Raw genomic sequence first — 14,178 nt, 5'->3', positions numbered from 1 at the left:
GTTCTCTGTAATTTATTTCTATCTGTTTTTGGAAATTCAGCTAAGAAGTCGGTTCCATTACTTGATGAAATCTCAATGTTGTTGAAACCATAAACTCTTAAAATCTCTTCAATTACATCGGCCTCGCGTTGTACATCTACGCGATAAGCAGGAACTATTGCAGTAAACCCTTCTTCAGTTTTGGCTTCAGTTTTTATATCCAAACTTTCCAATATGGAGTGAATTCTGTCTTTTGCAATTTCCTGACCAATCAGCCTTTTAATGTTTTTGTACTTAACAGAAACTTCGAAATCCTTAACCGGGCTAGGATAGATGTCTATGATGTCAGAAGAAATCTTACCACCAGCTAATTCCTTAATTAATAAGGCAGCTCTTTTTAATGCGTAAACAGTGATATTTGGATCTGTACCTCTTTCAAATCTAAAAGAGGCGTCCGTTTTTAATTGATGCTGCTGTGCTGTCTTTCTCACATAATCTGGTGAGAAGTAGGCACTTTCCAGGAATACCGCATTGGTACTTTCAGTGACTCCTGAATTAATACCACCAAAAACGCCTGCAATGCACATACCTGCTCTATTTCCATCACAGATCATTAAGTCATTAGACTTAAGTGTTCTTTCTTTATCATCCAATGTGGTGAACTTGTCGCCTTCTTCGGCAGTATCAACTATTACCTTATTACCTTTCACATGGGCTGCATCAAATGCATGCAATGGCTGACCGACCTCGTGCAAAACATAGTTGGTAATATCCACCACATTGTTGATCGGTGCCAAACCAATGGCTTTCAATTTGTTCTTTAGCCAATCAGGGGAATCTGCCACTTTCACGTTGGTGATAGTTACACCAGAGTATCTTGGACAGGCCTCAGAATTTTTAACTTCTACCTCAATTTGTAGATCGTCATTATCCTTTTTGAATGCATCAACACTTGGCCATTTAATTTCTTTACTCAGTGCTGCTTTTAAATCTCGTGCAGTTCCTATGTGACTGGTGGCGTCTGCTCTGTTTGGTGTAAGGCCAATTTCAAAAACGTAATCGTTTTCCAGGTTAAAGTATTTCGATGCAGGTGTTCCGTTGGGTAAATCGGTATCTAAAATCATGATGCCGGCATGGCTTGTGCCTAAACCAATTTCATCTTCGGCACAGATCATACCTTCAGAAACTTCACCTCTTATTTTAGCCTTCTTTATTTTGAAAGGCTCACTTTCAGTCGGGTATAATGTGGTGTTAACTGTGGCAACAATCACTTTCTGACCAGCTGCAACATTTGGTGCTCCACAAACAATTGGGCTCACCTGACCATGGCCAATATCAACAGTAGTTACTTTTAATTTATCTGCATTCGGGTGTTTTTCACAAGTTAAAACCTCACCTATAACGATGCCTTCCAAACCACCTTTAACTGTTTCAAATGCCTCAATGCTTTCTACTTCTAATCCTGTATCCGTCAATACTTTCCCAATTTTCTCAGGAGAATCGTTTAACTCGATGTATTCTTTCAGCCAGTTGTAAGATATTTTCATGTGGTCTTAATCGTGATATTACCCTTCTAAATTCTTTTTAAGGGGGCAAAAATAAACATTTTGGAAGTTAATGGAGGGGTAAGGCTGACTTTATTGATAAGTTTTTTCACCGGCCTCTATTGGTACTGATAATAGATTTTCTCTAGGTGGTAACGGACAGCTAAATTCGTCAGAATAAGCACAATACGGATTATAAGCTAAGTTAAAATCTAAAGTTATAGACCCGCCACCACCATGCGTAACATCTAAGTATCTTCCTGCACCATAAGTAGTTTCGGTACTCGTCTCATCACCAAAGGCAAGAAACAACTTTTCATCCTCAACATTTTCCAAAATTAACAGGCTTTGCTTTTTATCGAATAAGGTAAATTCAGCATAACCATATTCCAGATATTCTCTGGATAAGTCATCATTGGTAGGGAGCTTTCTAATCTTTTTTGAAGATGGTTCAGTAAATTTTGCTTTGATTTTATACTTTATATCAATCGGAAAGTGGTTGAGGCCTTTGTAAGATTCGGTATTATTATAAAAAGGCGATTCGCTTGAATTACGCATAAACAAATCCTGCTCTTCACGCTCTTCTTCAATTTCAGCAATGTATTCTTCAGTGGTTTGTCCTCCGGAAAATGAGTAGATCATAATAACGACTACCACTAAACCGATGACCAATTTTATAATGCTGTTTTTGCTCATATTACATCATGCCTTCATCTGCGAAGCTAAAATAGCTTTCATTGGTGAATATTACATGATCTAAAACGGGAATTTCCAATAACCTACCAGCTTCAACCATCCTTTTGGTGAGGTTGATATCTTGTTGGCTAGGTTTTAAATTGGATGAGGGATGATTATGAATCATTATTAGACCCGATGCCAATTCTTCTAAAGCTGATTTAAAAATTAATTTTGGGTCGGCAACGGTACCGGACACCCCGCCACTACTTATAAGTTGCTTTTTAATAACCAGATTGCTTCGGTTAAGAATCAACACCCAAAATTCCTCGTGCTGTAAATCTAATAAGTCAGCTTTCATTATATTATATACATCTTTAGAAGAGGTGATTTTAGGTTTTTGAATGATCTCAGATTCTTTTCTTCTTCGCCCTAATTCTAGAGCAGCTACAATACTTATTGCTTTGGCTTCGCCAATTCCTTTGAATTTAGTGAGTTCTTTGACACTTAAGCGCGCCAGTTCATTCAGGTTGTTTCCATGAGTAGCAAGTATTTGCTTGGCTAGATCTACAGCACTTAGTGTTTTAGTGCCTGAACCTAATAATATCGCAATGAGTTCGGCTTCTGACAATGATGCCTTGCCTTTAAGTAGTAGTTTTTCTCTGGGTCGGTCTTCTTCGGCCCAACTTTTAATGCCCAGGTTGGTAGCGATTGTTTTCATTTTCTTTATTCAAGTCTTTTTATTTTTATCTAACAGGTTGATAATCTGGCTGATAGGTATAGTTGAATACGTTATGTAATATTTTTAATATGAAATTTTTTAAAACTAATAAAAAACATAATTAACTTTGTCAGATTATCTAATAATTAAATATATCTAAGTTGGTAAAAAACGCTCTCTTTATCTTTCTAATGGTGTGTTCATTAGCAGGGTATACTCAAACCGAAAATTTAGCCTCAACCGATGTTTTCAGAATAAAATTAAAACCTGATTATGCTGAAAGGTTAGAACAAAATTTAAATAAAAGAACTTCAGATTTAGCCAAAGCTCAAACGGGAATTTCTTCACTGGATGCTTTGAATAGTAAAAACAATATTTCAAAACTACGACCAGTATTCTCCAAAGGTGGTAAATATGAAGCTAGAAGAAGAAAGTTTGGGTTGCATTTATGGTATGAGGTGCATATTGCGCCAGCAGGGTCAAATAATTTTGATAATGTAATTTCTGAATATAAAAAAGAGATATCCATTACCAATGTAGAACCAGTTTATAAAAAGGAAAACTACAAAATTGATGGTGTGCCCTACGGACCAGTAACACTCGAAACGAAAAATTCAGTTTCTCTAAATGCAGTATTTAATGACCCAAGAATTGGTGAACAGTGGCATTATGATAATAATGGACAAACTTCGGGCATTGTAGATGCAGATATTGATTTACCAGAGGCATGGGATATCAACACAGGAAGTAGTGAGGTTATAGTATCAATACATGATGGCGGAATAGATTACGATCATGAAGACCTATTTGATAACATGTGGGTTAATGAAGTTGAGCTAAATGGTTCAAATGGAGTAGATGATGATGGGAATGGGTACATAGATGACATCTATGGCTATAACTTCGTTTATGATGAAGGTAATGTTATACCAGATGTTGATGGTCACGGAACACATGTGGCGGGTACTGTAGCAGCAGTTAATAACAATGGCATTGGTGTGGCCGGTGTAGCAGGTGGTGGAAATGGTAATAGTGGAATAAGCCTCATGTCATGCCAGGTATTTGTGAGTGGAGGTGGTGGTTTTGCAGAATCATACGCTTATGCAGCAGATAATGGCGCTGTAATATCGCAAAATAGTTGGGGCTACACGTCACCTGGTAATTTTGAACAATCAGTATTAGATGCGATCGATTATTTTATAGCCAATGCAGGGTATGATGAAAATGGAAATCCAGTCGGTCCGATGCAAGGTGGTCTTGTCATATTTTCTTCGGGTAATAGTGATGATAACGGTCAGTATTATCCTGGATATTACGAACCTATTTTAGCAGTAGCAGCTACTAATCATAACGATCAGAAGTCCTATTACTCTAATTTTGGTTCATGGGTTGATATCGCTGCTCCAGGAGGTGAAACATTTACTACCACTGAAGGTGTATTAAGTACATTACCTAATAATAGTTATGGGTTCTTCCAAGGAACATCAATGGCCTGTCCACATGTGTCTGGAGTTGCGGCATTAATTGTGTCTGAATATGGAGGGAGTGGTTTAACGCCTGACCAAGTGAGGTTCAGGCTAACAGAGACTGTTGATGACATAGACGGTGCTAATCCTGGCTATGTTGGTCAATTAGGGTCCGGACGTATGAATGCCTTTGCAGCATTATTAACCGATGATGGCATTGCTCCTGATGCCATAATAGATTTGAGTGCTGGAGAAATTAGGCATAATCAGATTACCTTGAATTGGACAGCCCCGATTGATGAAGATAATGGATCGGCTTCCTCATATGAAATTAGAATGAGTAGCTCACCCATCAATGAGGGTAATTTCTCTAGTGCACAACTTCTAACTTCCATGTCAGCTCAATTAGCTGGATCTTCTGAAGAGTTTATTGTAGAAGAGCTAAATGCCACTACCACTTATTACTTTGCTATCAAGTCATTTGATTTCTTTAGCAATGTTTCAGAAATATCTAATTCACTTGAGGCAACAACTTCAAATCCACCAATTATTGAAGTGTCTCCGTTAACTCTTAATGAAACATTATATACTGGCGAATTTTCCACCCAGTTTGTTACCATATCTAACGAAGGTGAAGGTGTTTTAGAATATACTTTGGCTTTAAGTCCTCAAGGGTTCACACCAACAAAAACGGTATTGAATGAATCACCAAAATTTGAAGGTTTGGATAAACCCAATGCGAAAAGCTATGTAAGTGAAAACCAAAAGATTTATCAAGAAGGTTCATTCTTACATAACTCCACACTAAGCAGCGAATTAATGTCTGTTGAAGAGCTTACTGAGATTTTGAATAATCTTAATGAGTCTTTCGCAGAAATTACAGATCTCATTCCAAATCCCTATTTCTTTAGCGGTGGCGAATCAGGAAATTCAATTAGCGATGGTGGAAATGATATGTACGATGGTGGTAATAGAATCAGCACCAATTTAGGATCTGATATTAGCTATACTGGATCAACTATTTTAAGTTCTACAGCATTTGGTTCTGAGTCGTACTTCACTGCTAAATATCCCGGACTGTTCATTCTCTCTGCTGATGTAAACAATTTAAATTATTTTGAAATTACGGGAAACCTAGGTGCAGATGGAGGAGGTAGTATGGATGCCGCAGTTTTGAATGTCTCTAAAGGTGGTAGAAACTATTTAGGATTTGTTAAAAGAGTTTACGGGACATCGGATCCATCAGTAAATCATCTAATAATTGTGGAGGATAATGGGTCAGTTAATCATGAGTTTTCTACAGATACAAATAACGATTATCATCGAGTATTTGATTTAGATGGTATAGAGAGAGTTCATTACCTTCTTTATGCTAGTGCTAGTGGAGGATATATTGATAATTCGTATGCATTAGATATCATGAGTGCTTATTTGGAATTGGTTGACGTTACTTCAGGTGTAATTATAGATGAAATATCTGGCACAGTGTCAGCAGGCATGTCAAATCAGGTTCCTATTACATTTGATGCACGAGGAATTGATCCAGGTCAATACTTAAATGATATTATCATCAGCAGTAACGATGTGGTTACTGGTGATGTAACAGTTGCTACTGAACTTAACGTTGAAGGTGCTCCAAACTTGATAACAAGTAGCGAGTCAATTGATTTGGGTAATGTGTTTATCAATATTGAGCAAGACACAGCGTTTTACATTATTAATAATGGAAATGAGCAGTTAGAAATTTCAAATATAACAAGTGCCAACCCGGATATAACGGTGGGAGTAACAACGGCCAGTGTGTTACCCTCCGATAGCATTTATATACCTGTTAGTTATGCAATTTCAACACTCGGTGTTTTTGAAATTGGATTATCAATCGCCAGTAATGACACAAACGATCCAATTGTGGAATTTATAATTGGAGGAACTGCCATTGAGCCTCCTGTTATTAGTATTGACCCTGTTTCATTAACGGAAAACCTCTTTACTGGAGAAGAGAGTACACAAGCCATTGAAATAACGAATACAGGCGCCAGCGAATTGACATTTAATTTAAATTTTAGTTCAGTTTCAGTTAATACAACCCAAAATATTGTTTCTGATAAACTTTTAACTGAAGAAATAGTCAAAGGAAGTACTAGTGAAATAGTGACAAATACATTGGTTTATCCTTCAACAGATAATTTTGGTGAAAGCAATATTCTTGTTATTCAGAATAGGGCTGCATGGGGTCTTGATTTGGCAGAATTCTTTTTAGAAAACTTCTCAATTAATGCCGATGTTATTAATAGTAGTAGTATTTCATCTACTAACCTCTCTGGCTATGATCTAATTATTACTAGTGGAGGACAAACTGATTCATATTATCAAGACATAACTAATAACGTAGCTTTATTCGAAAGTTTTGTAACGAATGGTGGATATATACAATATCAACTAGCTACTATGGGAACTGATGCTGTATTAGCTGGGGGGGTTGTTTCTGAGTATGGTAATAATGAAAATTTCAATGTAACTACCGATTTTAATCACCCTATAAGTGCCTCACTTCCAGAGGTTCTTGAAGGTAATGCTGCAAATCACAATATTCTTTCCAATCTTCCTATAAACTCAACAATCATATCTCAAACGGCATCAAGTGGACTTCCCACTACAGTTGAATATAACTTAGGAAGAGGTAAAGTAGTTGCCACAGGTATGACATGGGAATTTTTATGGATTAATAATTACAATTCTGCAATGATGCTTTTAAATGCATCTGAATATATGATGAGCTCGAACTCTTCAATAATATTTTCAGAAACGCAAGAAGGTATTATAGCTCCTAATTCATCAACTATTATAGAAATATCATTTGATGCTACAGGCTTAAATGGTGGTACTTATGAGTCTATATTGAATATAGTCTCTAATGATCCTTATAACACTTTAATTGATGTACCTATTACTTTAAATGTGACAGGAGCTGCTGATATTCAAATTGACGAAAATAATTTGAATTTTGGAGAATTATTTGTTGGCGCCACTAAACGTGATTCAGTACTTATATCAAATGTGGGAACTGATGAACTAACGTTTAGTTCGATTTCAAATTCTATATCAGAGTTTGATCTAACAATAGGTGACCTAAATATACCCGCTGGCGGTTCGGAGTATATATATGTAGAATTTACGCCTTCAAGTGCAATAAATTATTCAGATGAAATAATACTTAATTCTAATGATCCTGATGAATCCTCCGTAATTATTTCATTAGAAGGAATTGGTTTAGAGCCACCAGTAATTAGTGTTAATCCGACTTCACTAAGCGAGAATTTGTTTACAGGTGATCAAGTTAGTAGGACAATAACAATCACTAATACTGGTGGATCAACATTATTGATTGGAAATAGTGCCAGAACTAGTAGCGTAAATAACACAATTGAACAGGTATATGATAATAACCCTTATTTAGAATTGAAGTCAGAATATGATGATTTTGTTCAATTAGAGTCAAATAATATTACCATGGAATCAAACTCAGGTGGTCGGTTGTTCGCTTTGAATTCAATAAATTCTGAAATCGTGGAACTTGATCTGGAGTCTGGAGATATCATAAATTCGTTTATGGCTCCTGAGTCAATTTCATTAGGTCCTGATGGATTGGCTTTTGACGGTAATTACTTATATTTTGTGAATTCATTTGGATCGGGCAACATTTATCAACTTGACGCAAGTGATGGCACTATATTAAACTCAAAAAATATTGGAGGTAACTTATTTGATGCACTAGGTTTTTCAGGAGAATACATCTATGCCTTGGATTATGGCTCTGATTTAATATATATCATAGATTATGAATTGGCCGAGATTGTAACTACTTTGAATTTAGGAGTACCAATTGGTGGAGGCTTAAGTTTTGGAGGAGATAGAGAAACATTTTTTGTCAGTGACTTTGGAAACACAATTTATGAGGTAAATACTAGCGGTGTAGTTCTCAATTCTTTTCAGCCACCAAGTTCTATATACGGCTTGGGATATTCAAATGCAGGTAATGTTCTTTTTGCCTCTGCCTCAACTAGTAATACAATATTTGTCATTGAACCCAATACTGGAGAAGTTCTTTATTCAGTTGAAGCGGCATCGAGTTCAGCCTTGGCAGCAGATGAGGCAGGTTCCTCATGGATTAGTTTTAATCCCAAATCAGGAGAGGTAGAACCGGGAAATTCTTTTGAAATAATCGTAGAATTTGATGCTACAGGTTTAGAAGGAGGCGTTTATGAGTCCATCATAAATATTGAGTCAAATGACCCATTAAATCCTTTGGTAGAAGTGCCTGTAACCCTTAATGTTACTGGTGCGCCAAATATTCAATTGTCTACTACTGAAATAAATTTCGAGGATATTTTTATCACTACTTCAAAAATAGATTCATTAATAATACAAAATAGTGGTTCAGAGGTATTGAATATATCACAGGTAAATATCCCTGAAGGTTTTGAAGTTCAATACGAATTTCAGCAGATGCCAATTGGCTCTGAGCAGAAAATGTATATTACCTTTAATCCACAAGATGCAAAGTTATATTCTGGAGAAATTGAAATAGTATCTGACGATCCTGACTCACCAAGTGTGACAATTGGTGTATCTGGCTTAGGATTAAATGTGCCGGTTATCGATGTTAACAAATCACTTGTTCTTGAAAGCTTGATTAGCAACCAGAGTTCAACAAGATCAATCACACTTTTAAATACTGGGCAAGGCGATCTAGAATATTCGATAAGTATTCAAAATGATGATCGGGATGGATCAAATGGTGGAAGGAATGGGTCAACAATTGGATTTTATGCCGATTCAACAAGATACACAAAATCTCCTGAAGGATTAGAATCATTAGTTGGTCTAAATGGAATTGGTGATACCTTATCAATAGCCAATAGTTTCTACCCCAATACAACCGGAATGGTCTCAGTTGGGAGCGAGCTATATATAGTATCCTATCTTAGTCGTGAACTAATTGTTTACAATACCGAATCAGGTACGGAAACTGAACGATTTACGATACACCTCGAGCCATATGGCATTGCCTGGGATGGAGAATATTTATGGATTGGTGACTATGTGGGTAATGTATACGGTTATGCATTAAATGGTCAATTAATTGGCTCATTTAGTATGCCATTTTTTACCTATCCTTCGATTACATGGCACGGAGGCAATTTTATAGCCAATCCGATTTTTACCTATAATCCCACAGTATTCGAAGTTGATAATTCAGGAGTTGTTATTGCCCAATATAGTTCTGGTAACTTATCTGGTGAACTAAATAATCTAGTTTATAGTAACTATGAAGATGTTTTTATAGGCTTAGACAATTCTTATGATAAAATTTTTAGTTTTAGATTAACAAGTAGTCAGGTTGAAGTTATAGAAGCCATTAACTATGATTCCTACCAATTTGGTTATTCGATTTCGCACAACGGGGATGATTTGATGTATTTATCTTGGGATGGAGATTATCTTTTGATTGATGATGGAATTCAACAACTGGTCTGGTTAGAGATAAATCCGAAATCTGGCAATATTTCCAGCGGTGGTAGTCGGCAGATTGAATTGCTTTTTAATGGAACTGGGCTGGATGAAGGAGAATATAAGGCCTTATTAACAATTGTTTCTAATGATCCATCAACCCCAGTATTAACAGTTAATGTTGTTTTAAATATTTGTGCAACTGCAGCAGATGAGCCTGTTAGTCTAGTTTCACCAATTGATGATCATGAAATAATATTAGGTGATGGCAAATTATTAGTTGATTTAGAAGAGCACTTCATCGCATCAACTGCTATCGATTTTCAAACAAGTGTTAACAATCAAGAATTAGGGATAGTTGAAATTAACGGACCTATACTTTCTTATTTAGCAGAAAATATTGGCAATGTAACAATAGAAGTAGAGGCCTTTGATGAGCAATGTGGAAAGGCATCTGATGCGTTTGACATCAGTGTTATTGAAGTTACTTCTTTGGAAGATCAATCGAGTGAGTTAATATTCTACCCGAACCCTGTTGGAGACAGGCTAGTAATTACGGGATTAGATGATAGGTATAAGTCCATTAAGGTAGTTAATATGAATGGGCTTAAATTTGAAGAAAGGGTATTGGATACTACCACATCAGAAATAAATATTGATACTTCTACTTATGATGCTGGGGTATATATGCTAATTATATCAGACGAAAATGACTTTCAGGAAAAGATAAGAATAGTTGTAATGCATTAAATGCCTTTATTACATACATTGAATTAAAGGCTGATTTGAATCCAGATCAGCCTTTTTTAATTATTTCAGGTTCCTTTTCTTCAGTTGATTTTCTAATTCTTCCCGCTCGTATTTTGATTTATTAATCAGCTTATAGGCCAGAAATAATGGGATTATCATTAAGAAACCAAAAGTATTTACCGCAATACTGTAAATGATAATTCCTGCCAGAAATCCAATGATAAAGGCATTAATAATATTAGTCGATCTCTGCTTTTTAGCTGCTTCCAGCAACTCCTGATCGGTTAATTCTGCTAATGGTTTTTGGTTCATCTATTCGTTTTTTGAAATTATTTTAGTTGTTATTTTATATAGATTCTAAGGCACAAGTGACGAAGCAAGCTCTCTGTACAGTTTCCACTCTCCTTCTTTGGTTTTCTTCATAATCACTAAAAAAGAGTCATCAAGTTCATGAACAATTCCTTTGTCATCCGTATAGTACACAGAACTTACGCCAAAGTCATAGGCCATTGTATCAGAGAGAATGACCGTTTCTTTGGGTCTCATAATGATACTATCGTACCTAAACTTATTACCTTGAAGTTCTCGAAGTTTTCTATAAGCCACCCAATCTTCACTCCCCGGTCCGATGGAGATAAGATCGGGTGTAACAAATTTTCCGAGCTCGTTATATCGCTTCTCCTTTACAGTCTGTTGAAATGACGCTCTCACTTGTTCAATTTTCGCAAGCTCGGCTGGTATGTCCAATGTTGAAGTGGATGCACCGGAGTTGTTCTCTTGCTTTTGGTTGCAAGAAATAAAAATTGTTAGGACGAGAAATGTTAAAAGGTATTTCATGCGTGTTGATTTTATAGATTAGTTTGGTCATATCCAGCAGGATAATAGAACTAAAACTACAACTTTATTAAGTTATTTGGAATTAGCAAGCGGCATGTAGAATTGAAATAAAGCTCGCTTATGACCTAGTAAAGGTGAAGTAAAGCAATATGCTTTTGTAAGAGTTTAATCTAAAAAATTAATTAAGTGTGGAAAAATAAATAGAGAAGGAACAATCCAGTTGTGTCGAACCCTGATGAATACTACATAGCTAAGGACTGTTGAAATATCAATTCGCTCAATAACTGGAGAATGCATAGAATAACAACTAAAGGAAATTATCGGCCATACTTCTTCCACCAATACTGGAAAACGATCAACCCCCATATTCGCGCGTGCACATCTCCAGGATTGGAAGAGAATAGTTTCTTCTTAAGTTGTCTGGTGGCACGAACATCAAAAATGCCCTGTTCCTTCACAAAAGCATCGGAAAGGAGGTCGTTTTTAATGGTATGCTGCATTTCCTTTTTAAACCATTTTAACAGCGGAACTTCAAAACCTTTCTTAGGTCGATTATAGAGCTCTTCGGGCAGTATGTCTCTAAACGTGTCCTGTACAATGCGCTTTCTAATGGAACCATTAATTTTAGATTCAACAGGCAGTTCAAAGGCAAATTCTACCAACGCATGATCTAAAAAGGGCACACGCACTTCCAATGCATTGGCCATGCTCATTCTATCCACTTTTGTGAGCATATCATCAGGCAACACCAATTGCATATCTGTATAAAGCAGGTCATTGATGGTTTCCTTGTCAGGAATATGCTTAAGTAGGTGAGATTTAAAATCAACATACTGTTGTTGATCTAATTTGTTTTTCGAGCCATCACTCAACAACTTCAATGCATTAGATTCATTGACAAAACCAGCCCAGGCCCAGTATCTTTCTTTTGAGGTCATTTTCATACCTTTACTAAAGCGGTGTAGCTGCCTGAATTTATTGGCAATTCTGTTATTTCTTGATTTTGGTAGCAAATACCATAAGGGTTGTAGAGCACCCACCATACTGGCTGCGCCTCCTCCTTCCAAAATACGATGAAATGCCGCATGCTTATTATAGCCGGCAAAGAGTTCATCGGCACCATCACCACTCAAGGCAACGGTAGCATGCTTTCTTGTTTCCTGAGACAATATATACACAGCAATGGCTGATGAATCAGCAAAAGGCTCATCGATATAATCCAAAATGGAATGCACATGCTTGTATAAATCATCATTGGTAAGTGAGAAAACGGTGTGATCAGTTCCTATCTTTTTAGCTACCAATCGGGCATATTCTGTTTCGTCAAAGAATTTTTCATCTTTAAATCCAATCGAAAATGTATGCAAATCATCCTTATGCCTCTTGGCTAAAGCAGCAATAACAGATGAATCTACCCCACCACTTAAGAAAGAGCCTAAAGGCACATCGGCAACCAGCCGCTTTTTCACAGAACTTTCCAATAATTCAGCCAGCTTCTTTTTCTGATCCTCATAATTGAAATCTGTGGTTTTAGAGCGATTATAAGGAATGGTATAGTACGGCTCAACTTTAACTTCCCCGTTTTTAACTTCGATGTAATTGCCTGGAACCAGCTTTTTTACATGCTTAAAGATTGTTTTATGTGCCGGAATGTAATTCAGTTGCAGGTAGGTATACAAAGCATTATAATCCAGCTCTTTATCTATTCCATACTCAATGATCGATTTCATTTCTGAAGCAAACAGAAGGCGATCATCATCCAGCAAATAATAGAGAGGCTTTATGCCCATTCTATCACGTGCAATAAAAAGGCTCTTTTCCTGATAATCAAATATTGCGAAAGCAAAAAAGCCATTGAGTTTATTCAGGCATGCCTTACCTTCTTTTATGTAAAGATTAAGTAAAACTTCGGTATCAGTTTCTGACTGAAACCGCATACCCTGAGCCAAAAGCTCCTTCTTTAGCTCTCTGTAATTATAAATTTCGCCATTAAAAACAATGCCATAACGTTTGCCCATATCCCACATGGGCTGGTGACCTTCCGGAGTGGGGTCAATTATGGACAATCTACGATGGCCCAGCGCAACCGTATTGTCGTTGTAAATATCCTGAAAGTCAGGTCCCCGTTTTTCAAGTGCGGCAGTAGCATTGGCCACGTTGATCATACTTACGCGGCCAATCATATTAAAGGCGTAAATCCCTGTTATTCCGCACATAAGAGTGAACTAGGCAAGTTTCTTATACCTGATTCTTTTAGGTCCTTCGTCACCTAATCGCTGCTTTCTGTTCTCCTCGTATTCAGTGAAGTTACCATCGAACCAATACGCCTGTGAGTTGCCTTCAAAGGCAAGAATGTGCGTGCAAACTCTGTCTAAGAACCAACGGTCGTGGGAGATGATTACAGCGCATCCACCAAAGTTTTCCAGGGCTTCTTCCAGTGCTCGCAACGTGTTCACGTCCAGGTCGTTAGTGGGCTCATCCAGTAGTAGTAAGTTAGCGCCTTGCTTTAAAGCAATAGCCAAATGCACACGGTTTCGCATACCACCTGAAAGTTCTTTTACTTTTTTCTGTTGATCGTTACCGCCAAAATTGAACTTGCTTACGTAGGCTCTTGAGTTAATCTCTTTTCCTCCCAGTATCATCAGTTCATTTCCACCTGTGATGGCTTGCCAAACGGTATCTTCTGGTTTGAGGT

Annotated in this window: 8 protein-coding genes; 1 reads left to right on the top strand and 7 read right to left on the bottom strand. The window is 37.0% G+C overall.

Annotated features, from left to right (window positions below):
• The 3 genes from pheT to radC all read right to left on the bottom strand — a co-directional run.
• On the bottom strand, nt 1-1,526 hold a 1,526-nt coding region (gene pheT, locus RLO81_RS00605; RefSeq protein ID WP_350105743.1), incomplete at its 3' end, for a phenylalanine--tRNA ligase subunit beta.
• Between the two features lie 90 nt (nt 1,527-1,616).
• A complete protein-coding gene (locus RLO81_RS00600) occupies nt 1,617-2,219 on the bottom strand; it encodes a DUF1684 domain-containing protein (RefSeq protein ID WP_350105741.1) in 603 nt (200 codons plus the stop codon).
• A 1-nt stretch (nt 2,220) separates the two neighbouring features.
• Entirely contained in the window at nt 2,221-2,919 is a 699-nt protein-coding gene (radC, locus tag RLO81_RS00595; RefSeq protein WP_350105740.1) for a RadC family protein, read from the bottom strand.
• A 161-nt stretch (nt 2,920-3,080) separates the two neighbouring features.
• On the opposite strand from radC, the gene RLO81_RS00590 reads away from it, so the two are divergent.
• Nucleotides 3,081-10,646, top strand: a complete 7,566-nt coding sequence (locus RLO81_RS00590; protein WP_350105738.1) for an Ig-like domain-containing protein — start codon at nt 3,081-3,083, stop codon at nt 10,644-10,646.
• Between the two features lie 60 nt (nt 10,647-10,706).
• Here the strand turns inward: RLO81_RS00590 and RLO81_RS00585 are convergent, their stop codons facing one another.
• The 4 genes from RLO81_RS00585 to RLO81_RS00570 form a co-directional block, all read right to left on the bottom strand.
• A complete protein-coding gene (locus RLO81_RS00585; RefSeq protein WP_350105736.1) occupies nt 10,707-10,958 on the bottom strand; it encodes an FUSC family protein in 252 nt (83 codons plus the stop codon).
• 45 nt (nt 10,959-11,003) lie between these two features.
• Nucleotides 11,004-11,483, bottom strand: coding sequence for a YybH family protein (locus RLO81_RS00580; RefSeq protein WP_350105735.1), 480 nt, complete (start codon nt 11,481-11,483; stop codon nt 11,004-11,006).
• A 317-nt stretch (nt 11,484-11,800) separates the two neighbouring features.
• Nucleotides 11,801-13,699 carry an asparagine synthase (glutamine-hydrolyzing) gene (asnB, locus tag RLO81_RS00575; protein WP_350105733.1) on the bottom strand — a complete coding sequence of 633 codons (1,899 nt, stop codon included), beginning with the start codon at nt 13,697-13,699 and terminating at the stop codon, nt 11,801-11,803.
• Between the two features lie 9 nt (nt 13,700-13,708).
• On the bottom strand, nt 13,709-14,178 hold a 470-nt coding region (locus RLO81_RS00570), incomplete at its 5' end, for an ATP-binding cassette domain-containing protein (protein ID WP_350105731.1).

Origin of the sequence: Fulvivirga sp. (assembly GCF_040220315.1) — a bacterium.
Taxonomy (GTDB): Bacteria; Bacteroidota; Bacteroidia; order Cytophagales; family Cyclobacteriaceae; genus Fulvivirga.
The sequence above is the reverse complement of the archived record's forward strand: the minus strand, read 5'-3'. Positions and strand labels throughout refer to the sequence as shown.